This window comes from Clostridium saudiense (genome assembly GCF_000577815.1).
In the GTDB taxonomy this organism is placed as follows: Bacteria; Bacillota; Clostridia; order Clostridiales; family Clostridiaceae; genus Clostridium; species Clostridium saudiense.
On sequence record NZ_CBYM010000043.1, the window covers coordinates 1 to 23,052 of the forward strand.

Genomic DNA, 23,052 nt, shown 5'->3' on the forward strand with positions numbered 1-23,052 from the left:
TGTGGCTCGATAGCTCAGTCGGTAGAGCAGAGGACTGAAAATCCTCGTGTCCCTGGTTCGATTCCTGGTCGAGCCACCAGGAAAAAGCACTAACTTATGTTAGTGCTTTTATTTTTGTATAAATTAATAATATTAAATTTAGAAACAATTTAATTAGTTAGGAATTAATAGTTTTGAGTTAGTAGTTTATTTAGAAACTCTACAGAATTTCTAAATAATATATTTTTTTAATTCAGCTAACTTGAATTTCTTCATTAACTACTAACTATTAACTTTTAACTATTAACTAAAATATTGTTTATTAATATTTTTTATAGTGATTCCAGATCTTCTAGGATTGTAGATACGTGTTCTTTTACTTTAACTTTTCTGTATTCTTTAACAAGGATACCTTCTTCATTAATGATAAAAGTACTTCTTTCAATACCCATAACTTTTTTTCCATACATATTTTTTTCTTTAATAACATTAAATAGATTACATACTTCTTCTGTTTCATCACTTAAAAGGATGAAAGGTAAATTAAATTTTTCAATGAATTTAGCGTGTGATTTTAAAGAATCTCTGCTTATACCTATAATAATTGCATTTTTATCAATAAATGTATTATTGTTATCTCTAAAGTCACATGCTTCAGTTGAGCAGCCAGGTGTATTATCTCTTGGATAGAAATAAAGAACTACCTTCTTGCCTCTATATTGGCTTAATTTATGTTCTTGATTATCAGAACCCATTAATGTAAAATCAGGAACTACAGAATTAATTTCTACCATACTTAACCTCCTAATAATTATATAATAATTATTATTATATAATAGTAAAAAAATATAATCAATAAATAAATGTAACTATATACATTGGTAAAAATCTGTTATAATTGTAAGTATCAATTAGAAAAAAGGAGAAATAGATATGGAAAACAAAGTGTTAGCTGTAATTTCTGGTACTGAAATCACAGAAAAAGATTTAAATTCAATAATAATGAGATATCCTGAAGAACAAAGAGCAATGTTCAATTCTGAAATGGGGAAAAAACAATTATTAGAACAAATGATTTCTTTCGAATTAATGAATAAATTAGGAAAAGAAATGAAATTAGATGAAACTGAAGAATATAAGGCTAGTTTAGCTCAAGTAGAAAAAGACTTACTTACTCAAATGACAATAAACAAAGTATTATCAGATGTGACAATAACTGATGAAGATGCTAAGAAGTATTATGAAGAAAATAAAGCACAATTCGAACAACCAGCTACAGTATCTGCTAAGCATATATTAGTTGACAATGAAGAATTATGTAATGAAATTAAGAATCGTATAGAAAATGAAGGATTATCTTTTGAAGATGCTGCTAAAGAATATTCTACATGCCCATCTAATGCACAAGGTGGAAGTCTTGGAGTATTTGGTAGAGGTATGATGGTTCCTGAATTTGAAGAAGCTGCTTTTGCATTAGATTTAGAAAAAGTAAGTGAACCAGTTAAAACTCAATTTGGATATCACTTAATTAAAGTAGATGCTAAAAATGAGCCAAAAACTTCTGAATTTGATGAAGTAAAAGATAAGATTGTTCAACAATTAATTCAACAAAGCCAAGAAAAGAAATATGTTGATGTAATGAAAGAACTTGAAGCTAAATATGAAGTTAAAAGATCTTAATTATTTCTTTTAAATAAATAAGAAAGTTTTAAATAGTTAACATAAATTAAGACCACACTTTAGTGTTTTATCTATTAATTAGATAAATGAATACTAATGTGTGGTCATTTTAATTTAAATTAAATCTTCATAATTATATATGTAATTATCACATTCTTCTTTTAATATATCAGTTTGGTGCTTAGAATGTTCATCAAATACTCCAGTAACTTTCATGCCAGCTAATTTAGCACCACGAGCAGCAGCTATGATATCTTCAAATACCATACATTCGCTAGGATCAACATTAAGTTTTTTAGCAGCAAGTAAATATATATCAGGGTTACTTTTGCTTTTTTTGACTTCATCAGTAATTGTAATAGAATCAAATAATTCAAATGCATTATTACTTTTTAATGTAACAGTTAAAAGATTCATAGAATTACTAGTGGCTAGTCCAATTTTTATTCCCTTATTTTTTAGGTTTAATAAATATTGAAGAGCTCCAGGTTTTAGCTTTACATTATTTTTATAGTGATTATATGCCATTGTATTCCAATCATTCATTATGTCTTCTATAGAATCTTCAAGAGAAAATCTTTTTTTAAAATACTCAGCTGTTTGAGTAAAACTTAAATGCGTGATTTCATCATTTAAATTATTAGGAACAGCATGTCCCTTTTTAGATAAATATTCTATATCTATTTGTTGCCATACCCACATAGAGTCAACAAGAGTTCCATCCAAATCAAATATAGCAGCTTTTATATTATTCAAGTAATCATCTCCTAATATATTTATTTATAAAAAAAAGAGATAGACTTAAACCTATCTCTTTGGTCGGGGTGACAGGGATCGAACCTGCGACCTCATGGTCCCAAACCACGCGCGCTCCCATCTGCGCCACACCCCGCAGCACATTTAATATTATATGAATAATTAATAATTATGTCAATACTTTTATTTAAAATATTTGATAATTATTTTAGCATTATGTTAAAAAATAATATTATGATATAATTTTATATTAGTAAATATTAAGAAGGTGGTGTAAATATGAATTTTACAATTATAGTAATGATTTTAGGAAGCTTAGGATTCATTTTATTAGGTACATTCTTATTAAATAATAAGTATATAAAAAATATAGACCCTAAGGATTCAGAATTATATAAAGAAGCTAAATCTATGAAATTAAGTGGTTATACGAATATTTTAATTGGAGTAATTGGAGTAATATGCTCTATTGCAACGTTTGTAGTAGGGGATATTAGTAAGACTATTGTAATGATATTTGTAGTATGTATAGCTATATTATCTACATTTCAATATATATTAAATAAGAAAATAAGAAAATAATTAGTAATAATATATATGAAAATCTATATAAATATAAGGTATGTTTATAAAAAGTATGATTTAAAAGGGTATTGAATTGGAAAAAAATAATTCTAGGTATACATTTACATGCCAGTGAAATAGGCATTTTTAAAATTTACCATTGTCCAAAGTTTCCATAAGTGATATAATGGTAAAGAAACCAAAGGAGAGGGGGAGGGTCTAAAGACCTACAGATAAATATGAAGAAGAAAATTTTATCAGCATTATTAGCTGCTACTTTAGTTATTACTTCAGCAATGCCTGCCTTTGCTACACCAAATCAAGAAGTAATAGAAAACCAGAACAAATATGATGAATTTACGAAAAAGATAGAGGATATTAATAATAAAATATATAGTTTAAATGCAGAAATAGAACCTTTAGTTGCAACTATTGACGAGAATAATACTCAAATAGAGCAAATAAAAGTTGAAGTAGAAAATACTGAAAAAGAAATAGAAACTGCAAAAGAGGATATAGCTAACACAGAAGAAGTGCTAGGAAAGAGAATTAGAGAGTTATACAAATCAGGTGGACAAAGTAGCTACATAATGTTATTATTCAGTGCTGACAGTTTTAATGATTTAATATCTAAGATTGAATCAACTAGCAGATTAGTAAACATAGACAAAAAGATAGTTAAAGAACTTGAAGAAAAACAAGATTCTCTTAATCAAAAAATTGAGAGCTTAGATGCGAAAAATGAAGAACTTGTAAAGATAAATGAAGAAACTCAAAAATCATTAAGTGAATTTGAAGCTAAAAAGGCTGAACAAGAAACTTTAGTTGAACAAGCTAAAGCTGAACAAGCTGAGTTTGAAAGAGAATTCTTAGCGGTTTCAGAGAGACAATTAGTTACACCACAATATGCTGTTATTGAGAATTCATCAAGTTCAATTGATCAATTAAACAGTGCAATTTCTCAATTAAGAAGTATAAGAGATAATCAGCTTAAGAGTAACATAGTAAAAGAAGAAGTTAATGAAAAAATCGAAGCTGCAAAGGCTAAAGTTGCAGAGCTTCAAGCTGCAATAGATGCTGCAAATGCTGCAAGTAAACCAAATAGAGGTGACTCAACAGTATCTGCAACTGGTAATGCAATAGTAGATTATGCATATAAATTCCTTGGAACACCATATGTATGGGGTGGGACATCTCCAAGTGGATTTGACTGTTCAGGATTTACTCAATATGTATTTAAAAATGCTGCAGGAGTAAGTTTACCAAGAACAACATATGATCAAATAAATGTAGGTACACCTGTAGCTTATAGCGACCTTCAACCAGGAGATTTAGTATTCCCTCATACTGGACATGTTGGTATATATATAGGTGGAGGACAAATGATACATGCACCAAGTACTGGGGATGTAGTTAAAGTTTCAAGCGTATATAAATTCTATACAGCGAGAAGAGTAGTATAATTTGAGTTTACAGACTAGGATTTTATTAATCCTAGTCTTTTTTGTATATAATATGTATAATAAAAGTACTTAGTTTACAATTGAAAAATATTGCGAAACAACTTAGTTAGTTATTAGTTAAGAGTTAGTGGTTAATGGTGAAACTCCTATGTGAGTTTCTTAAAGTATATATTTTTCTAACTTCAGCTCAGCTGAAATTAATCCTTAACTATTAAATATAAACTATTAACTAAATTGCAAGGCAATTTAATAGAGGTGTGTTATGGAAGTTAATATAGGCAAAGATGAAAGTATTGATGATTTACAATTAAATGGACTACAATTAATACAAAAAGAACAAGGATTCAGATTTGGGGTAGATGCTGTATTATTATCTCATTTCGCAAATGTAAAAAAGAAGCATAGAGTAATAGATTTATGTACTGGTACTGGTATAGTATCATTTTTAGTATATGGAAAGTATAAGCCTCAAGAAGTTATAGGCTTAGAAATACAAGATGATATGGTTGAAATGGCTAATAGAAGCTCTAAACTTAATGATACTAGTGATATAGTTAAATTTGTTCAAGGGGATTTAAAGGATAAAGCTTTATTAGATTCATTAGGAAGATTTGATGTTGTAACAGTAAATCCACCATATAAATTAAATAATGCAGGGATTTTAAATCCAAATGATAAATTAGCTATTGCTAGGCATGAAATAATGTGTAACTTAGAAGATGTAATTGTATCAGCAAGAAGGCTTCTTAAGGATAATGGAAGAATGTTTATAGTACATAGACCAGAAAGGTTAGCAGATATTTTTGGATTAATGAGAAAGTATAAGATAGAACCTAAAAGAGTTAGATTGGTTCAGCCTAATACAAAAAAAGCACCTAATATAGTTTTAGTTGAAGGTCAAAGAGATGGTGGGGCATTCTTAAAGTGGGAAGAAACTTTATATGTATATGATGATAATGGAAATTACAGTGAAGAGATAAATCGTATTTATGGAAGGATGTAATGCAAATGGAATATGGAAAGGTATATTTAGTACCAACACCAATAGGGAATTTAAAAGATATAACTCTAAGAGCTTTAGAGGTATTAGAAAATGTTGATGAAATTGCAGCTGAGGATACAAGGCAAACTTTAAAGTTATTGAATCATTTTAATATAAAAAAACCTCTATTTAGCTACCATCAACATAATGAGCAAGGAAAAAGTGATGAAATAGTATCAAAATTAGAATTAGGAAAAAATATTGCAATAGTAACTGATGCAGGTACACCAGGAATATCAGATCCTGGAAGTGTTGTAGTTAGAAAATGTATAGAAAATAATATTGCATTTGAAGTATTGCCAGGAGCAACAGCAATTACTACTGCGTTAGTATATTCTGGTTTAGATACGACTAAATTTATATTTAGAGGATTTATACCAAGGGAAACAAAAGAAAGAAAAATACTAAAAGAAGAAATAAAAGATAAGAAAGAAACTTTAATTTTCTATGAATCACCACATAGACTAATAGAATCATTGGCTTATTTAGAAGAGGCATTGGGTAATAGAAATATAGCAGTATGTAGGGAATTAACGAAATTACATGAAGATATATATAGAGGAACTATTAAAGAAGCATATAATTGGTTTTTAGAAAATAGACCAAGAGGAGAGTTTGTTTTAGTTATTGCTGGTAAAAGTGAAAGTGAAATTAGGGCTGAAAAGGAGCAAGAACTTAGTGGAATAACAGTAGAACAACATTTAATTAATTTAATAAATAGTGGAATTGATAAAAAAGAAGCAATAAAGCTTGTAGCTAAGGAAAGGGAACTTCCTAAAAAAGAAGTGTACAAAATTGCTATAGATATATAAACATAATAAAGGTGGAGTGCCTTAAGGTACTCCACCTAATTATCGTTTTAAATATGTAAATTAAATTTTGAAATTACTTTCCAAGTTTTAATTCTTCCATGCAGTTTTTGCAGATGTTTTTACCTTTGTAGTTTATAACATCTCTAGCATCACCACAGAAGATACAAGCTGGTTCATATTTCTTTAATATGATTTGTTCACCATCTACATATATTTCTAAAGCATCTTTTTCAGCTATATCTAAAGTTCTTCTTAATTCTATTGGGATAACTATTCTTCCTAGCTCATCTACTCTTCTTACAACTCCAGTTGATTTCATAAAAAAATTCCTCCTTAAACAAGTTTCGACATTTAGCAGATTAATATTAGCAGATATGTAATTAAAAGTCAATAAAAAACTTTAAAAAAAGTTTTAATTACAAATTTCTCTTTAAATTAATTCATAAATAAACTATACTACCATATTTTTGAAAAGTCAATAATATTTTATAAAATAAATGACAAAATAAATGATTTAATATACTGCTTGTACACATATTTTGTAGAAAAAGGGTTTATTAATTTAAAATTATTAAATATAAGATGATAAAATAAGAAAAAAAAGTAAATTAACGTTAAAAGGTATATTTTTCTAATATATGACGAAAATTAAAGATATGTCATAAAAAAATAACATATAAGATAGACGATATTAACTTGTAATAAGTTTATAATAACTATATAATATAATTACTGAAAAATAGAGAAAGATGAGGTGAAATGATATGGTTAATAAGATTGATAATAACTATATAAAAGAAGTTGCAGAAGAAATAGCTAATACATCAATGATTCCTTATGATGACTTACCTAAATATGACCTTTTTTTATCTCAGGTTATAGATTTTTTAAATGATAAGTTTGTAGAAGATAAATACACTAATAATATAGTACAAAATTATATAAAAAGTGAGGTAATTAGTAAACCAGAAGACGGTAAAAAAAGAGGGTATACTAAGATTCACTTAGTACAACTTGTATTATTAAGTTATATGAGGCCTATTCTTACAACAGAAGAAATCAAAAAGGTTTTTAGCTTAGCATTTAATGAAATTAATGATAGATCTGATGATATTATTGATTGGGAAACAGCTTATAAGCTATTTTTTGAAACACAAGGTGAAAGTTTTCAAAAATATCTAGATGCTACTGCTATAAACGATGATAAATTAGATTCTATTATAAAAGATTTAAATCTTGATGAAAAAGATGAAAATAGTATAAGAACTTTTGTTGTTGTTTTATCTTTAATAGCACAAGCAAGTGCTATTAAGAAGTTAGTTCAAAAAATTGTAAATGGATACCATTCATAAATGAGATTCTAAATCTTAGATTTATTTAATTTAACTTCACTTAAATTTTGAAGTTAAATTGAAAGAGAATAAAATACACATTTGACTTAAAAGTTATTTATTATTAAAGCTACCGATTTAATTGGTAGCTTTTTTGTTATAATAAATTTATAAAATAAGGAAGGAAAAATTATGAGTGATAAATTACTTTTTAAGGAATCTGTAAGAGGTATTATTGAATATGTATTAAAAAATGGTAGTTTAGATGATAGGTTTGTGTCTAGGGGAAGAGCTGTAGAAGGAACGATAGCACATAGTATACTTCAAAAGGATAATGAAACAATATATGAAGATTATGAAAAAGAAGTAGCCTTAAAGCATAAGTTTATAATTAATGATATAAACTTATTAGTAGATGGTAGAGCGGATGGTATTATAAAAGAAAATAAAAAGGTTATTATTGAAGAGATAAAATCAACATATAAAGATTTAAGTTGTATTGATTCAGATTATAATATGCTTCATTGGGCTCAAGGAAAGTTTTATGGGTATATTTACTGTTTAGATAATAATTTACAGACAATAGATATTAGATTAAGCTACTTTAATATAAATACAAGTGAAGTTAGATCTTTTGATAAGACATATAATTTTGGAGAATTAAAAGAATTTGTTTATTTTCTAGTTAATAAGTATTTAGAAGTAATTACTGTTAAAGAAAAATTTAATAAGATTAAATACAAAAGTATTAAAGATTTAAAATTTCCTTTTGAATCATATAGAAAAGGACAAAGGGAATTAGCTGTAAATTGTTTTAATAGTATAAAACAGCAAGGAATTTTATTTGCACAGGCACCTACAGGTATAGGAAAGACTATATCTACTATTTTTCCATCTTTAAAGAGTATTGGAGAGGGTAGAGGACAAAAAATAATATATTTAACAGCTAAGACAATTACAAGAACTGTAGCCGAGGAAGCATATTTAAAACTATATAAAGAAGGCCTTGAATTTAAGGTAGTAACAATTACAGCTAAAGAAAAAATATGTTTAAATGATGAAGTCAAATGCAATCCGGATGATTGTATATATGCTAAAGATTATTTTACAAAAATTAATGATGTAATAATATCATTAATAAAAGAGAATAATAAATTTTTTGGAAAAGATATTATTGAGTATGCAAAAAGGTATAAGGTTTGTCCATTTGAATTATCTCTAGATTTAAGTGATTGGTGTGATGGAATAATATGTGATTACAATTATGCATTTGATCCAAGAGTAAAACTTAAAAGAATATTTGAGGAGCGTAATGAAGAAAATATATTATTGATAGACGAAGCACATAATCTTGTAAATAGAGCAAGAGATATGTATAGTTGTCAACTAGAAAAAAGTAAAGTTATGACTGTAAACAAAGTTATAAAGGGAAAAGTGCCCAATTTATATAAAATATCTAATGCTATAAATAAGGAAATGATATTAATAAGAAGAGAGTTAGAAGAGGTAAATAAAGATTTTTTATATCATAATGTGGTGTATAAAGATTTAATTAAGTTATTACGAACATTTATTAATGAAGCTGAAAGTTATTTAATTAAAAGCAAAGGAACTTTAGGATATGATGATGTATTGGATTTTTATTATAGTGCTAGGAGTTTTATAGCAGTTAGTGAATTATATAATAAGGAATATACTACTATATTAAAACAAGAAAAGAATGAGTTTATAATAAAGATATTTTGTATAAATCCATCTTTAAATTTAAAACAAACATTAAAAAGTGCATATTCAAGTGTTATTTTTTCAGCCACATTATCTCCAATAAAATATTATGTAGACTTAATAGGTGGAGATGAAAATAGTTTTAGAGTAAAATTTGATTCTCCGTTTAATAGAGAGAATTTATTAACTTATTTATATAGCTTAGATATGAGATATGTTAATAGAGAGAGAAACATAGATATATTATGTAAAATTATCAATCAGTTTATAAATGAAGTGCAAGGAAATTATATGGTGTTTTTGCCATCGTTTGATTATTTGGCAAAAGTATACAAAAGATATGTTGATATATATGGTAAAGATGGTACAATAGTTCAAGAAGAAAGTCTGTCAGAAGCACAAAAAGAAGAGTATTTGGCTCAGTTTTCTTTAGAGAATAAGGTTGTTGGCTTTACTGTTGTTGGGGGAATGTTTTCTGAAGGGGTAGATTTACCTGGAGATAAGTTAATTGGAGCTATTATAGTAGGAGTAGGTTTTCCAAAGGTTTCTATAGAAAATAATATAATACAAGAGTATTTTGACACTAATGGATTTGATTATTCATATACTTATCCTGGTATAAATAAGGTACTTCAATCAGTAGGAAGGGTAATTAGAACTGAGACAGATAAAGGAAGAGTTTTATTAATAGATAATCGGTATAATAATCCTAAATATAGATTTATTTTGCCATCAGATTGGATTATAGAAGATTATAAATTAAAATAAACAACATAGTCATTATGTATATAAAAGAGTATATACATATTATAAAAGAGTAAATAGAAAGGGAATATGGTGGTGCTATGTCAAATAAGGAGGGCAGTAAAGTCAAAAATTTTTTTGGCTTTATTATTTATTTTATAGTCAAAATTAGAGATGATGATATTTTTGCGTTAGGCGCACAGCTAGCATATTATATGATATTATCGTTTTTTCCTTTTTTAATTTTTTTATTAACATTAATAGGATTTAGCAACTTGGATTCTATGGAGGTACTAGGAGGATTGAGAGCTATATTGCCGACTAGTGCATTTGAACTTATTTATAATATAATTATAGAGGTAATTGAAAAACAAAATACTGGATTATTAGGAGCTTCTTTATTATTAGTAGTATGGGCTGCATCGTCAGCGTTCAGAGCTGTTATTAAAGGTGTAAATAAAGCATATGGAATAAAGGAAACAAGATCATTTATTAGGAGAGCAATAATTGCTATAATTTGTACATTTGCTTTAGCATTTGTAATTATGTTGACATTGGTAATGCTTGTCTTTGGACGCTTAATAGGGAATTTATTAACGACATATTTACCTTTTCCTGAAATAGTATCACAAATATGGAACTTCATAAGATATGGAATGGTAATATTTATTATGATTTGTATATTTGCAGGAATATACAGATATACACCATCGAAAAGGCTAAAATGGAAGGAGGTATTTCCGGGTGCAGCTATATGCACAATTGGATGGCTTATAGTTTCCTTAGGTTTTTCATTTTATATAAATAATTTTAGTAACTACTCAAAGATTTATGGTGGGTTAGGAGCAGTAATTATATTAATTACTTGGTTGTATATAACATCCATAATATTTATAACTGGTGGAGAAATAAATTCTGTTATTGGAATAAGAAGAGGAAATTTAAAAATAAAATAGGTTATTAGATACTAAAAATTACATTTATTTGAATATAAAATCTTTAAGTGGTTATACTCAAAGGTGAAATATTCAGGAGGTGTAATAAAATGAATAAAATAGTGTTATTAGGAAAGCTTATAAGAGACCCTGAACTTAAAACTATAGAAAATGGCGAAAAGGTTTTTACTAGATTTATAATTGCTGTAGATAGAAATTTCAAATCAGCAGATGGAACTAGAAAAGCAGATTTAATTCCAGTAACTATATGGGGAAGAAAAGCTGAGGTAGTTTGTAAATATATGACTAAAGGAAGTTATATAAGTTTAAGTGGAAGGCTAAAGACAGGTAGTTATGAGGATAAACAAGGAAATAAGAAATATATAGCTGAAGTTGTTGCCGAAGATTTTAAATTTGTAGGAAACAGAAGAGAAGTAAAAGAAAACAATGAAGTTAGTGGTGAAGACTAAGACTTTGAAAATTAGAAGGATATAGAGTGGCAAGCGTCAAGTTAAGGATGAAACTCCTTAGGGAGTTTTTAAATTATATTTTAAATTTAGCATAAGTTGAATTTATTCCTTAACTTGAAACTTGCCATTTGAATCTTATTTTAGAATAAGGTTATTACTTTTTATTTGTAGATAGAATAAGATTTTGATTGTAAATTATTGGTTTGCAGTTTAAATAATATAAAGTTTTTATAAAAAACTTCTATTTTTAATATCTTTCGACAAAAATTAACTCAAAAGTATTACTTGAGGATGTATAGAATGTAAGAATAGTTACTAAAAAAAGTGTAATAAATTACATTTATGTTGAATAGTAAGGGAATTTTTATTGAGGGTAATACCACAGTTTGACATAATTTTAACGCAATGTGTGTTATTGTTTAATTATTAAATAATATGTTGAGGAGAGGTATATCATGAGAATAAAGAAGTCTTTAAGTAAAATAGTTAATTTTGATGACAAAGAAAGCAGATATATTTATAGAATCGTTGAAAACAGCATTAGAAATAGACAAGCTTTTGGAATTGAGATAGAAAGACAAGATTTTGAAGAAGGAGAAGTAATAAATTTAGAAAGAGATATAGTTGATATAGTGGCAAGTAATCAAAGAAAAGCAGAAGATATTTTAATGTTATTATTTAATAATTTAGTTTCACCAATTCACTTAGTTGATATAGTAGGTGAGTATGCTGACTTATGTGTAAATGACTTTGGGTTTTAAATTTACATAAAATAAATTAGAAGAATATATTTAAACTAAAGAGGTGTTTTATGATATTAGGAGTTGGGACAGATATAATTGAAATTGACAGAATAAAAAATGCCATTGATAATACGCCTGGATTTCTAGAAAAGGTATTTACAAAAAGGGAAGTTGAAGAGCTATCAAAAAATACACTTAGAGTAGAAAGTGTTGCTGGGAATTTCGCAGTAAAAGAAGCTGTTAGTAAGGCAGTAGGAACAGGAATTCGTGGATTTAGCTTTAGGGATATTGAAGTATTTAGAGATGAGTTAGGAAAACCAATAGTAAGGGTATCTAGTAAAATAGAAGAGGTTATAAAATCTAAAGACTATTTATTTAATGTTTCTATTTCTCATAATAAAACTATGGCAATTGCTTTTGTAGTTTTGGAAGATCGTCAATCTACATAATTAAAAAATATATTTATTTAACTTAATAATAAATTATGAATAAAATATACATTTACTTAATATTAGTAATAATGAAATAGTGATTATGGGGGGAGTTATGAAAAAGAAAATAATCATTTCATTATTATTAATAATACCTTTTATATCTATCGTTCTTGTTATTATCTTTAGGGCTAAGTTTTTACCAAACAATGAAGATATAATCAGAGAATTGAAAAATATTAAGTGTTATGAAACGAAAGTTGAGTACATAATTAAGAACACAAAAGGGGAAGAAAGAGAAGATACTATTCAATATTATTCTAGCGAGGATGGTGTAAGAATAGAATTTGAAGATGAAAAAGTAAAAGTATATAAAGAAGATGGTATTCATGTAAAAGATAGTTCAGATAGTAATGAGTATGTAATAGATGAAGGGATGGATATACTTCACTCATTAGCATTTATGAATAAAATATTATCATATCCACTTAAAAGTGATTCAATAAAAGAAGGACAAGAAGAGTGGGGGGATAAAATATATATTCAGGTTGATACAGAATTATTTTTAGAAAATGAACATTTTAATACTGCAAGAATTTTTATTAATAAGAAAACTAAAACACCAATAGGTATTATAGTATATGATAAAAATGGGAATGACTCTTTAAGAATAATATATGATGATTTTAAAGAAGTTAAAGGGTTTGATAAAGAGAAATTTGACTAAGGACAAGCACTGTGTAGCGGTGAATTGTAATATATTCACGCTACACATAACAAAAAACTTAGAAAGAAGATAACACTAAAAAGCAAAAGATGAAATATTGTAGAAAATCAAATTTATAAATTTAGCCAATTACAGTATTTAATGAAATCAAGATGTATTTATAGTGACAAATTAAGTACATAGGGATTAGTAAAAAATAATTACAACATTACTTTATAAATAAGAAAAATTGTAAAAAATTACGAAATTTGCGATATATAGTGACATTTCTATTTACAAATTGACATTATTTGAAATATAATTTTCTTATACATAGAAAATAGAACTCTTAGGAGGGAATTCATGTCAGAAAAAATAGATAATACAATAAACCGCAAATTTGAAAATGAATTTGAAAAAAGTAGTAAATTTATTAAAGATAATTTAATAGTATATAGTGAGGAGAACGAATCATGTGAGTTCTTTGAATTAATGAAAAAGGGATATAAAGAAATGTCGAAAATTAATTTAGAGATAACAGGATACAGTAATTCATCACAAAAGTCACTTAAATACCAATATGATGATATAAATGAATATGAGAAATGGCTTTGCGGAGTGTGATATTTTTAATGACTACTATGGTTGTAAAAAGAGGGGATATTTTTTATGCAGATTTAAGTCCGGTTATAGGCTCTGAGCAAGGTGGAATTAGACCAGTTATTATAATACAAAATGATATAGGGAATAAATATAGTCCTACTGTTATCGTAGCAGCTATAACTTCTCAAATTAACAAGGCTAAACTTCCAACACATGTTGAAATTTCTTCAGAAGAATACGGACTAAATAGAGATTCTGTTGTTCTTTTAGAGCAAATAAGAACCTTAGATAAAAAAAGACTAAAAGAAAAAATAGGTCATATGACTGAAACTGATATGAAAAAAGTAGATAAATCATTACTTATTAGTATAAGTCTAGCTTAAATAATTTATTAGAGATTCTGTATCAAAATTCTATTAATGAATTTTGATACAGTTTTTTTATATATTTATTTACATTAAAAATTATATGAATCAATAAACAAGATATATAATGTACACTATTGAAATGAATATTGTATACTTTTATAAAAATAGTGTATACAAATAATTAACCTTATGATAAAATAAATTTGGGTAATTTACATAATTATAGAGTATAATAAAGAATATTAATATAAATTGTTATAATGGAGGCTTATAAATGGTTAATAATGTAGAAGAATTAAAATCAGTATCTAAATTAATTAGAAAAGATATAGTTTCAATGTTAACAGAATCAGCATCAGGACATCCAGGAGGATCATTATCTGCTACAGATATAGTTACAACTCTTTTCTTTAAAGAAATGAACATAGATCCAAATAACCCAAAGAATCCTGATAGAGATAGATTTGTATTATCAAAAGGACATGCAGCACCAGTTTTATATAGTGCTTTAGCAAGAAGAGGATTTTTCCCAGTAGAAGAACTAAGTACTTTAAGAAAGTTTGGTTCAAGATTACAAGGTCATCCAAGTATGAAATGTTTACCAGGAATTGATATGTCAACTGGTTCTTTAGGGCAAGGAATTTCAGCAGCAGTTGGAATGGCTTTAGCTGGAAAGATAGATAATAAAGATTATAGAGTATACACTATTTTAGGTGATGGTGAATTAGAAGAAGGTCAAGTTTGGGAAGCTTCTATGGCAGCTGCTCACTATAAATTAGATAACTTAACTGCTTTTGTAGATTTTAATGGACTACAAATAGATGGAAATGTAGAAGATGTTATGAATCCATCACCAATAGATAAGAAATTTGAAGCTTTCGGGTGGAATGTTTTAGTTATTGATGGACATAATTATGATGAAATAATAGATGCAATAGAAAAAGCAAAAAATTATAAGGGGATGCCTACAGTAGTTATTTGTAAAACTGTAAAAGGTAAGGGCGTGTCATTCATGGAAAATGAAGCAGCATGGCATGGTACTGCACCTAGCAAGGAACAATGTGAGAAAGCTTTAGCTGAGATTGGAGGAGACAGATAATGAGTAAGAAAATCGCTACAAGAGAAGCATATGGAAAAGCATTAGCAGAATTAGCAAAAGAAAATGAAAATGTAGTAGTATTAGATGCTGATTTATCTAAATCTACTAAGACAGCTGACTTTAAAGCAGTTTGTCCAGAAAGATTCTTTAATATGGGTATTGCTGAAGGAAATATGATGGGAGTTGCTGCAGGATTAGCTACTTGTGGAAAAGTTCCATTTGTAAGTACTTTTGCAATGTTTGCAGCAGGAAGAGCATTTGAACAAATAAGAAACTCAATTTGTTATCCTAAATTAAATGTCAAAGTTTGTGCAACACATGCTGGATTAACAGTTGGAGAAGATGGTGCATCTCACCAAACAGTTGAAGACTTATCATTAATGAGAAGTATACCAAACATGGTAGTTATATCACCTGCAGATGCAGTTGAAACTATGGCAGCAATTAAAGCTATAGCAAATTATGATGGTCCTTGTTATGTAAGATTAGGAAGAGCTGCAGTTAATGTTATAAATGATGAGAACACTTATGAATTCAAATTAGGAAAAGGTGTTGTTTTATCAGAAGGAAAAGATGTTACTATAATTGCAACAGGAATTATGGTTGATGCAGCAATTGAAGCAAAAGACATTTTAGCAAATGAGGGAATCAATGCTAAGGTTATAAATATACATACAATCAAACCTTTAGATAGCGAATTAATAATTGAAGCTGCTAAAGAAACTGGAGCAATTGTAACTGCAGAAGAGCACAGTGTAATTGGTGGATTAGGTTCTGCAGTGGCAGAAGCTGTTACTGAAAAGTATCCAGTGCCAGTTTTAAAGGTTGGAGTTAATGACGTATTTGGAGAAAGTGGTAAGCCAGATGAATTATTAAAGGCATACAATTTAACAGCTCAAGATATAGTTAATAAAGTTAAAGAAGCAATTACTCTAAAAAAATAGATTTAAATATATACTTAATTCTTAATTTCAGATGGAGTTTTAACTACATTCGAAGTTTAGGATTTATTATCTAGGAGCATGATGTTGTTATTTACAGCATTTAGCTATAAGATAAACCACAAACAGCTATTTACCACTAAAACTGCGATTAAAAAATCGCAGTTTTTTTATGGTTAAATAAAGTATATAATGGAGAAGTGTGTTAAATTGCATAGGATAAAATATATATAATGAGGGAAAATAATACAAGTAATTTTATTTTGGTAAGGGGGTAATTAGATGAAAAAGAAAAATATTAAAGAATTTGCTCTGATTACAATTGGTATACTTCTAGTTGCAATTTCAGTTGTTTATTTTTTTGAGCCTAATAATATAGCAGCAGGAGGTATAACAGGATTAGCCATTGTAATAAATCATTATATTCCTTTTATATCTATCGGACCATTAGTTTTAATGATGGATGCAGTTTTATTTGTTATTGCATTAATAGTTTTAGGAGCTAAATTTGGTGCTAAAACTATATATTCTAGTGTTTTATTATCAGTATCAATGTGGCTAATGCAAACTTTTATACCAATAAATATTACTAATGATTTGATGTTAGCAACTATATTTGGTACATTAATATCTGCAGGGGGAATGGCAATAGTGTTTAATGCCAATGCTTCAACTGGCGGAACAGATATAATAGCAAAAATATTAAATAAATTTTTCCATATAGAAATAGGAAAATCATTATTAATGGTTGATTTTTTAGTAACTTTATTAGGGGCAATAACTTTTGGAATAAATATGGGGTTATATGGATTATTATCAGTAATAATTAATGGAGTTGTCATAGATAATATAATAGCTGGATTTAAGACTAAAAGTGAAATTACCATAATAAGTGATAAAAATAAGGATATAAGTAAATTCATATTGAATGATTTGGAAAGAGGATGTACTTTTATAAAAGGTGTTGGAGGATTTACTGGGAAGGATACTGCACTATTATATACTGTATTAGATAGAAGTGAATTCATAAAGCTAAAAAACAAAATTAGGGAAATTGATAAAAATGCTTTTATCACAGTTGGAGAAGTTCATGAGGTTATGGGTGAAGGATTTATGGGAATAGATGAAAATTAAATAAGGATGGGAGATATGTATGCAAAAGATTAAAGAGTATTTATTAACAACAATTGGAGTAGCATTAACGGCTATAGCACTAGAATATTTTTTCTTTCCATGTGATATAGCTGCAGGAGGAGTATCTGGTATAGGTCTAGTTGTAAATAAGGTTTCAGGATTAGATACTAGTATTGTTGTTCTTGTGCTTAATATACTATTATTTATATTAGCATTTATTGTCCTAGGGAAATCATTTGGAGCAAAAAGTATTTATGCTACTGTAATGTTATCTGTATTTATGTGGATAATTGAAAAAATATTAAAACCAGGCATTTTAACTGAAAATATGTTTTTAGCAAGTGTGTTTGGTTCAATTCTTTTAGGAATGGGAGCTGCAATAGTGTTTCATCAAGGAGCTTCTACTGGAGGAACTAGCATTATAGCAGCTATAATAAGTAAGTTTACACCAATTGGTATAGGAATATCAGTTTTACTTACAGATTCGTTTGTTTGTTTATTAGCAATTAGTGTGTTTGGGGTTGATAAAGGATTATTTGGATTCTTTAGTGTTATTTTAATAGGTCTAATAATTGATAAATTTATAGATGGATTTAATACTTGTAAGCAAGTATTTATAATAACATCAAAGGAAAAAGAAATAGTTAATCACATAATTAAAAATATTGATAGAGGATGTACTGTACTTAATGGAAATGGTGGATATACTGGAAGCGATGTAAAGATAATATATACAGTTTTAAATTCAAATCAGTTTATTGCATTAAAAAAACATGTAAAAGAAATAGATCCAGCTGCTTTCTTAACAGTAAATGATTCTACAGAAGTTTTAGGAGAAGGTTTTAAAGCTTACGAATAATATAAAATTTAAGTCTATTTATTGAAGATATACCTTAAAAAACAACTTTAATAATATAATACTAAGTTGGGTTTAAACATAGTAATATAAGGTAAATGCACCTTAAATGTTGGTATTATAGGCGTTTGTATGTTATAATGGCTTTATAGTTTGTCAAGAGATAGAAGTTAATGATATAAAGAGGTGTATTTATGATTGAATTTAAGGACGTGTCAAAGGTATATGACAACAATGTAAAAGCTTTATCGAATGTAAATATAAAAATTAATTCAGGAGATTTCGTTTTTTTAGTTGGACCTTCTGGCGCAGGTAAATCTACATTCATAAAAATGTTATTAAAAGAAGTAGATCCAACAATGGGAGAAATTATAGTTGCAGATAAAGAACTATCTAAAGTAACTAGAAAACAAGTTCCATATTACAGAAGAAAGATAGGGATGGTATTCCAAGATTTTAGACTTATACCAACTTTAAATGTATATGAAAATGTTGCTTTTGCAATGAGAGTTGTTGAAGCATCACAAAGAGAAATTAGAAGAAGAGTGCCTATGGTATTATCTTTAGTTGGCTTATCTCATAAGTATAAGATGTTTCCTAATGAATTATCTGGAGGAGAACAACAAAGAGTATCATTAGCAAGAGCTATAGTTAATAATCCATCAGTATTAATAGCTGATGAACCTACAGGTAACCTTGACCCTGAAACAGCAAAAGAAATCATGGATTTATTAGAAGATATAAATAGAGCAGGAACAACAATATTAATGGCTACTCACGCAAAAGACATAGTTGATAATATGCAAAAGAGAGTTATAGCTATTGATAAGGGAACTATAGTAAGAGATGATAGGAAGGGGATGTACGAAAATGAAAATTAGTACGTTAAACTATTTTATAGTTGATGCATTTAAAAGCATAAAAAGAAATAGGACAATCAGTATTGCTGCAATGATTACAGTGTTAATAACATTTTTCGTTTTTGGTACGTTTACTTTATTAGCATTAAACTTTAATAAAAGTATAGAAGATGTAGCATCTAAAATTCAAATCCAAGTATATCTTAAGGATGACATAAAATTAGTTGATCAAAAAGAAATAGAATTAAAATTAATGGAACAAGAACAAGTTAGTGAAGTTACATATGAATCAAAAGATGAAGCATTTTTAAATTTAAAAGAGAATTTAGGAAGTAATGAAGGATTATTAGAAGGTTATGATTTAAATAATAACCCATTACCAAGCTCATTTATAGTTAATTTAAAAGACCCAGCTGCTGCAGAAGATGTAATAAAGAGTGTTGAAAATATGACTGGTGTTGAAGGAATAGGAAATCAACAAGATGTTATTGATACAATAAGCAAATTTGTTGATGTAGTTCAAATTGTAGGTATTGGTCTATTTGTAGTATTCGTAGGTGTATCTGTATTCTTAATCATGAATACAATAAAGCTTACTGTATACTCAAGAAGAAGAGAAGTTGGAATTATGAAGTTTGTTGGAGCAACAGACTGGTTTATTAGATGGCCATTTGTTATTGAAGGTATAGTAATTGGTGCAATTGGTTCATTATTATCAAGTATATTATTATACTTTGCATATAATGGCATATTTAGATGGATAGTATCATCTATGTTTATAGTAAATCTAGTACAACCACAATTTGTTTTAACTACATTATTAGCTTGCTTCGTTGGTGGAGGAGTAGTAGTTGGAGCTATAGGAAGTATATTTGCATTAAGAAAATTCTTAATTGTATAGTATATAGAATTTATTTATTAGGCAAAAATATATATATAGAAATTATTTGGAAACTACAACTCATTAATTTATTATGGGTTGTAGTTTTAAGCAAATAAAGGGTAAAAATAAGTAAATATAATATATTAAATATAGAAAGGAACGAATATTTATGGAGAATTTAAATGAAGAGGAAATTAAACCAAAGAAAAAGAAATATAAAATTATAAAAGGTTTAATAGTCGTAGCACTTCTTGTAGGATCGTATTTAGGGGTATTTTACTTAGGTAATATGTTGGCAACTAAAGGTATTGTAATTGGATCAGTTCCAGAAAAGGCAGTTGCTGATTTAGAGGCAATTGAGGATTCAGGAAAGTATTCAAATTTATTTACTTTAAGAAGCATGCTGTTTTCAATGTATGATGGAGAGTTAGATGATGAAAAGCTACTTGAAGGTGCAATGAAGGGAATGGCAGAAGCAGTTGGAGATCCATATACAGTTTATATGGATAATGAAGAGTTTAATGCATTTATGGAATCTAGCCAAGGTAGTTTTTATGGAATAGGAGCTCAGTTAGGTGTTAGAGATAACAATGTTACAATAATAGCGCCAGTTGAAGGTTCACCTGCAGAAGAAGCTGGACTAAAAGCTGGAGATATAATATTAAAAGTTGATGATTATGAAGTTACAGATTTAAATACAGAAGCTGTTGTATCAAGAGTTAGAGGTGAAGAAGGGGCTCCAGTTACTTTAACTATTAGTAGAGAAGGGGTTGAAGAGCCTTTTGAAGTAACAATTGTAAGAGCCGAAATTAAAACTGAATCAGTAAAAGGTGAAATCCTTGAAGATGGAATAGGATATATTCAAATAAGCACTTTTAGTGATGAAGAAGTAAGTGATAAGTTTAGTGAAAAATTAAATGAATTAAAAGACCAAGGAATGAAAAAACTAATATTAGATTTAAGAGGAAACCCAGGTGGATACTTAAATGAATGTGTTGAAATTGCTTCTAATTTTATTCCAGAAGGAGAAGTAGTAACTTATACAATTGATAAATATAATAAAAAAGTAATCTCAAATTCAATAGGTGGAGATGCTATAGGAATACCATTAGTTGTCCTTGTTGATGGAGGTAGTGCAAGTGCATCAGAGGTTGTTACAGGAGCATTAAGAGATCATGAAGCTGCTACAACAATAGGAACAACTACATTTGGTAAAGGAATAGTTCAACAACTTAAAGTTTTACCAAATGAAATGGGAGGACTTAAGGTTACAACTTCAAAGTATTATACTCCAAATGGGGAAAATATACATGGTACTGGTATTGAACCAGACATTACTGTGGAAATTCCACAAGATATATTAGACCAAGATTATGATAGAAGCATTGATCCACAATTTCAAAAAGCCTTAGAGGTAATAAAAGAAAAGAATTAATTTAGGAGGCTCAAGATGGATTTAATAATTCATAGTTTACAGTCTATAGCAATAGCAATTATTGAGCCAATGCATTTACTTATGATTTTAATATTTGGGATAATATTTTATTTCAAAAATGTTAGAATTGTGTCTATACAAAAGATGACATTAGGAGAGGGGATTAATACCCCTCTTGAACTAACATTATCTCAGATTGTATTAGGAATATTGGCAGGTGCAATTGGAACTGTTATATTATCCGTACTTGGAGTTACATTTAGTGAAAATTCAGGTATAGAATTTATATTTATGATATCAATATTATCTTTATTTTATAAAAAGAAATATATATCATATGCATATTCAGGAGCAATTTTAGGAATAATAGGAATTTGCTTAAAGATAATTAGCAATATTTCAGGAATGAAGTTGTTTATGAATATCAACATATTATCATTAACTACTTTCATTGGAGTAATGTATGTACTTGAGGGAATTTTAATAATAATTGATGGGAATAGAGGAGCAATTCCTGTATTTACAAAGAAAGATGATAAAATAGTTGGTGGATTTTCATTTAGCAGATATTGGCCAGTTCCAATAGCTATATTGATGATTTTTTCAAATAGTGCATCAACAACTGATTCAGTTTATTTAAATGTATCATCATGGTGGCCTATAGTTAATAGAAGTGAAACATTAGCGATATTAGCAACTACAATGATAGCAGCTATTCCGTTGTATGGAATGATGGGTTATGGAAATGTTACCTTTACTCAGGAGAAAAAGGTAAAAGCATTAAGATGTGGTGGAGCAATTTTAGTTTACGGTGTTTCTATTATGTTAATAGCGCAACTTGCAGGAATTAATATATTAGGAGAGATATTTGCCATTATTTATCTGCCTTTGGCTTATGAATTAATTATGAGGTATGAAACTAATGTAGAGAAAAAGGGTGAATGTCTATACGTAAGCGATGATGAAGGAATAATGGTTCTTGAAGTTACCCCAAATTCACCGGCATATGAAGTTGGCATTAAGCGTGGGGATAAAATTATTGAAATTAATGGACAAAATATACAATCAGAAGTAGATATATTTAAAGCTGCTAAAGATACAATATTTAATATACCAATTAAAATAAAAAATAATTCAGGACAAGTGTTAGAATATATTGTACAACCTAGAAACAAAAGATTAGGTCTCCTTTTAGTACCAAAAATGGTTAAAAAGGAAGATATATTTGAAATAAAACCTGATGATTTAAAGAATATAATTGATGAACTTAAAAACAAAAAGTAGAGGCAAGTTTATACTAACCTCTACTTTTTGTTATAAAAGTTTTGAAAATGGTGAAGATAAAAAGTAAAATGTATTTATGTGAATAAGAAAAATTTGGAGTTGATATACATGGGAAAATTTAAGATACATTCTAAGTTTAAACCAACTGGAGATCAGCCTGCAGCTATAGATAGTTTAGTGGCAGGTATAGAGAAAAATGAAAAATATC

At 27.9% G+C, this 23,052-nt stretch carries 25 protein-coding genes and 2 tRNA genes; 23 read left to right on the forward strand and 4 right to left on the reverse strand.

Translation table 11 applies throughout. The annotated features are described in order from the left end of the window. Window positions 1-3: 3 nt before the first annotated feature. Window positions 4-79 (forward strand) — tRNA-Phe (locus tag TY07_RS14985). 232 nt (window positions 80-311) lie between these two features. Here TY07_RS14985 and TY07_RS14990 read toward each other — a convergent pair. Further along, a complete protein-coding gene (locus TY07_RS14990; protein ID WP_042401918.1) occupies window positions 312-773 on the reverse strand; it encodes a peroxiredoxin in 462 nt (153 codons plus the stop codon). Between the two features lie 139 nt (window positions 774-912). Here TY07_RS14990 and TY07_RS14995 point away from each other — a divergent pair, with 139 nt between their 5' ends. Further along, complete coding sequence (locus TY07_RS14995) at window positions 913-1,659, forward strand: peptidylprolyl isomerase (protein ID WP_042401920.1); 747 nt, start codon at window positions 913-915, stop codon at window positions 1,657-1,659. 114 nt (window positions 1,660-1,773) lie between these two features. Here the strand turns inward: TY07_RS14995 and TY07_RS15000 are convergent, their stop codons facing one another. Both TY07_RS15000 and TY07_RS15005 read right to left on the reverse strand, forming a co-directional pair. Then, on the reverse strand, window positions 1,774-2,415 hold the full coding sequence (locus TY07_RS15000) for an HAD family hydrolase (RefSeq protein WP_074431767.1): 642 nt from the start codon (window positions 2,413-2,415) through the stop codon (window positions 1,774-1,776). A gap of 60 nt (window positions 2,416-2,475) precedes the next feature. Beyond that, a tRNA-Pro gene (locus TY07_RS15005) sits at window positions 2,476-2,551 on the reverse strand. A gap of 143 nt (window positions 2,552-2,694) precedes the next feature. Between TY07_RS15005 and TY07_RS15010 the strand changes: the two genes are divergently transcribed. From TY07_RS15010 to rsmI, 4 genes are all read left to right on the forward strand, one after another. After that, window positions 2,695-2,997 (forward strand): hypothetical protein, encoded by a 303-nt coding sequence (locus tag TY07_RS15010; RefSeq protein ID WP_042401923.1) that lies wholly within the window; start codon window positions 2,695-2,697, stop codon window positions 2,995-2,997. A gap of 221 nt (window positions 2,998-3,218) precedes the next feature. Beyond that, window positions 3,219-4,442, forward strand: a complete 1,224-nt coding sequence (locus TY07_RS15015) for a C40 family peptidase (RefSeq protein ID WP_042401926.1) — start codon at window positions 3,219-3,221, stop codon at window positions 4,440-4,442. 262 nt (window positions 4,443-4,704) lie between these two features. Then, a complete protein-coding gene (locus TY07_RS15020; protein ID WP_042401929.1) occupies window positions 4,705-5,445 on the forward strand; it encodes a tRNA1(Val) (adenine(37)-N6)-methyltransferase in 741 nt (246 codons plus the stop codon). Between the two features lie 5 nt (window positions 5,446-5,450). Continuing rightward, complete coding sequence (gene rsmI / locus TY07_RS15025; RefSeq protein ID WP_042401975.1) at window positions 5,451-6,296, forward strand: 16S rRNA (cytidine(1402)-2'-O)-methyltransferase; 846 nt, start codon at window positions 5,451-5,453, stop codon at window positions 6,294-6,296. 73 nt (window positions 6,297-6,369) lie between these two features. Here the strand turns inward: rsmI and TY07_RS15030 are convergent, their stop codons facing one another. Continuing rightward, window positions 6,370-6,615 carry an AbrB/MazE/SpoVT family DNA-binding domain-containing protein gene (locus tag TY07_RS15030; protein WP_042401932.1) on the reverse strand — a complete coding sequence of 82 codons (246 nt, stop codon included), beginning with the start codon at window positions 6,613-6,615 and terminating at the stop codon, window positions 6,370-6,372. 445 nt (window positions 6,616-7,060) lie between these two features. Between TY07_RS15030 and TY07_RS15035 the strand changes: the two genes are divergently transcribed. The 17 genes from TY07_RS15035 to TY07_RS15115 all read left to right on the forward strand — a co-directional run bounded on the left by TY07_RS15035 (window position 7,061) and on the right by TY07_RS15115 (window position 22,844). Next, complete coding sequence (locus TY07_RS15035) at window positions 7,061-7,648, forward strand: DUF1836 domain-containing protein (RefSeq protein WP_042401935.1); 588 nt, start codon at window positions 7,061-7,063, stop codon at window positions 7,646-7,648. Window positions 7,649-7,819: 171 nt separating this feature from the next. Next, a complete protein-coding gene (locus TY07_RS15040) occupies window positions 7,820-10,120 on the forward strand; it encodes an ATP-dependent DNA helicase (RefSeq protein ID WP_042401938.1) in 2,301 nt (766 codons plus the stop codon). Between the two features lie 77 nt (window positions 10,121-10,197). Continuing rightward, window positions 10,198-11,052: a YihY/virulence factor BrkB family protein gene (locus TY07_RS15045; RefSeq protein WP_042401940.1), complete on the forward strand. Its 855-nt coding sequence runs from the start codon at window positions 10,198-10,200 to the stop codon at window positions 11,050-11,052. An 89-nt stretch (window positions 11,053-11,141) separates the two neighbouring features. After that, window positions 11,142-11,501 carry a single-stranded DNA-binding protein gene (locus tag TY07_RS15050; RefSeq protein ID WP_042401942.1) on the forward strand — a complete coding sequence of 120 codons (360 nt, stop codon included), beginning with the start codon at window positions 11,142-11,144 and terminating at the stop codon, window positions 11,499-11,501. A 455-nt stretch (window positions 11,502-11,956) separates the two neighbouring features. Beyond that, the gene (locus TY07_RS15055; RefSeq protein WP_042401944.1) at window positions 11,957-12,262 is read left to right on the forward strand and encodes a DUF6514 family protein; all 306 of its coding nucleotides are present in this window, start codon (window positions 11,957-11,959) and stop codon (window positions 12,260-12,262) included. Window positions 12,263-12,312: 50 nt separating this feature from the next. Further along, window positions 12,313-12,693, forward strand: a complete 381-nt coding sequence (gene acpS, locus TY07_RS15060) for a holo-ACP synthase (protein ID WP_042401945.1) — start codon at window positions 12,313-12,315, stop codon at window positions 12,691-12,693. A gap of 97 nt (window positions 12,694-12,790) precedes the next feature. Continuing rightward, on the forward strand, window positions 12,791-13,402 hold the full coding sequence (locus tag TY07_RS15065) for a germination lipoprotein GerS-related protein (protein ID WP_052330754.1): 612 nt from the start codon (window positions 12,791-12,793) through the stop codon (window positions 13,400-13,402). 342 nt (window positions 13,403-13,744) lie between these two features. Next, entirely contained in the window at window positions 13,745-14,005 is a 261-nt protein-coding gene (locus TY07_RS15070; protein WP_042401949.1) for a hypothetical protein, read from the forward strand. A gap of 8 nt (window positions 14,006-14,013) precedes the next feature. Then, entirely contained in the window at window positions 14,014-14,367 is a 354-nt protein-coding gene (locus TY07_RS15075; protein WP_042401953.1) for a type II toxin-antitoxin system PemK/MazF family toxin, read from the forward strand. Window positions 14,368-14,626: 259 nt separating this feature from the next. After that, the gene (locus TY07_RS15080; RefSeq protein WP_042401956.1) at window positions 14,627-15,451 is read left to right on the forward strand and encodes a transketolase; all 825 of its coding nucleotides are present in this window, start codon (window positions 14,627-14,629) and stop codon (window positions 15,449-15,451) included. Beyond that, window positions 15,451-16,395, forward strand: a complete 945-nt coding sequence (locus tag TY07_RS15085) for a transketolase family protein (RefSeq protein WP_042401959.1) — start codon at window positions 15,451-15,453, stop codon at window positions 16,393-16,395. Before TY07_RS15080 ends, TY07_RS15085 begins: the two co-directional genes overlap by 1 nt. A 279-nt stretch (window positions 16,396-16,674) precedes the next feature. Beyond that, a complete protein-coding gene (locus tag TY07_RS15090) occupies window positions 16,675-17,526 on the forward strand; it encodes a YitT family protein (RefSeq protein WP_042401961.1) in 852 nt (283 codons plus the stop codon). Between the two features lie 19 nt (window positions 17,527-17,545). Continuing rightward, entirely contained in the window at window positions 17,546-18,385 is an 840-nt protein-coding gene (locus TY07_RS15095) for a YitT family protein (protein ID WP_042401963.1), read from the forward strand. A 191-nt stretch (window positions 18,386-18,576) separates the two neighbouring features. Further along, window positions 18,577-19,263 (forward strand): cell division ATP-binding protein FtsE, encoded by a 687-nt coding sequence (ftsE, locus tag TY07_RS15100; RefSeq protein ID WP_042401965.1) that lies wholly within the window; start codon window positions 18,577-18,579, stop codon window positions 19,261-19,263. Next, window positions 19,253-20,143: a permease-like cell division protein FtsX gene (gene ftsX, locus TY07_RS15105; protein WP_042401967.1), complete on the forward strand. Its 891-nt coding sequence runs from the start codon at window positions 19,253-19,255 to the stop codon at window positions 20,141-20,143. The genes ftsE and ftsX overlap by 11 nt, the downstream gene beginning before the upstream one ends. 151 nt (window positions 20,144-20,294) lie before the next feature. After that, window positions 20,295-21,560, forward strand: coding sequence for a S41 family peptidase (locus TY07_RS15110; RefSeq protein ID WP_042401969.1), 1,266 nt, complete (start codon window positions 20,295-20,297; stop codon window positions 21,558-21,560). A gap of 15 nt (window positions 21,561-21,575) precedes the next feature. Continuing rightward, the gene (locus TY07_RS15115; protein WP_042401971.1) at window positions 21,576-22,844 is read left to right on the forward strand and encodes a PDZ domain-containing protein; all 1,269 of its coding nucleotides are present in this window, start codon (window positions 21,576-21,578) and stop codon (window positions 22,842-22,844) included. Window positions 22,845-23,052: the final 208 nt, after the last annotated feature.

Coding starts and splice junctions, on each gene's coding strand:
- TY07_RS15045 (WP_042401940.1), top strand. CDS start 10,198: ATGTCAAATAAGGAGGGCAGTAAAGTCAAAAATTTTTTTGGCTTTATT.
- TY07_RS15015 (WP_042401926.1), top strand. CDS start 3,219: ATGAAGAAGAAAATTTTATCAGCATTATTAGCTGCTACTTTAGTTATT.
- TY07_RS15035 (WP_042401935.1), top strand. CDS start 7,061: ATGGTTAATAAGATTGATAATAACTATATAAAAGAAGTTGCAGAAGAA.
- TY07_RS15115 (WP_042401971.1), top strand. CDS start 21,576: ATGGATTTAATAATTCATAGTTTACAGTCTATAGCAATAGCAATTATT.
- TY07_RS14990 (WP_042401918.1), bottom strand. CDS start 773: ATGGTAGAAATTAATTCTGTAGTTCCTGATTTTACATTAATGGGTTCT.
- TY07_RS15030 (WP_042401932.1), bottom strand. CDS start 6,615: ATGAAATCAACTGGAGTTGTAAGAAGAGTAGATGAGCTAGGAAGAATA.
- TY07_RS15065 (WP_052330754.1), top strand. CDS start 12,791: ATGAAAAAGAAAATAATCATTTCATTATTATTAATAATACCTTTTATA.
- TY07_RS15090 (WP_042401961.1), top strand. CDS start 16,675: ATGAAAAAGAAAAATATTAAAGAATTTGCTCTGATTACAATTGGTATA.
- TY07_RS15085 (WP_042401959.1), top strand. CDS start 15,451: ATGAGTAAGAAAATCGCTACAAGAGAAGCATATGGAAAAGCATTAGCA.
- ftsX (WP_042401967.1), top strand. CDS start 19,253: ATGAAAATTAGTACGTTAAACTATTTTATAGTTGATGCATTTAAAAGC.
- TY07_RS15075 (WP_042401953.1), top strand. CDS start 14,014: ATGACTACTATGGTTGTAAAAAGAGGGGATATTTTTTATGCAGATTTA.
- TY07_RS15110 (WP_042401969.1), top strand. CDS start 20,295: ATGGAGAATTTAAATGAAGAGGAAATTAAACCAAAGAAAAAGAAATAT.
- acpS (WP_042401945.1), top strand. CDS start 12,313: ATGATATTAGGAGTTGGGACAGATATAATTGAAATTGACAGAATAAAA.
- TY07_RS15070 (WP_042401949.1), top strand. CDS start 13,745: ATGTCAGAAAAAATAGATAATACAATAAACCGCAAATTTGAAAATGAA.
- rsmI (WP_042401975.1), top strand. CDS start 5,451: ATGGAATATGGAAAGGTATATTTAGTACCAACACCAATAGGGAATTTA.
- TY07_RS14995 (WP_042401920.1), top strand. CDS start 913: ATGGAAAACAAAGTGTTAGCTGTAATTTCTGGTACTGAAATCACAGAA.
- TY07_RS15055 (WP_042401944.1), top strand. CDS start 11,957: ATGAGAATAAAGAAGTCTTTAAGTAAAATAGTTAATTTTGATGACAAA.
- TY07_RS15020 (WP_042401929.1), top strand. CDS start 4,705: ATGGAAGTTAATATAGGCAAAGATGAAAGTATTGATGATTTACAATTA.
- TY07_RS15010 (WP_042401923.1), top strand. CDS start 2,695: ATGAATTTTACAATTATAGTAATGATTTTAGGAAGCTTAGGATTCATT.
- TY07_RS15095 (WP_042401963.1), top strand. CDS start 17,546: ATGCAAAAGATTAAAGAGTATTTATTAACAACAATTGGAGTAGCATTA.
- TY07_RS15040 (WP_042401938.1), top strand. CDS start 7,820: ATGAGTGATAAATTACTTTTTAAGGAATCTGTAAGAGGTATTATTGAA.
- TY07_RS15050 (WP_042401942.1), top strand. CDS start 11,142: ATGAATAAAATAGTGTTATTAGGAAAGCTTATAAGAGACCCTGAACTT.
- ftsE (WP_042401965.1), top strand. CDS start 18,577: ATGATTGAATTTAAGGACGTGTCAAAGGTATATGACAACAATGTAAAA.
- TY07_RS15080 (WP_042401956.1), top strand. CDS start 14,627: ATGGTTAATAATGTAGAAGAATTAAAATCAGTATCTAAATTAATTAGA.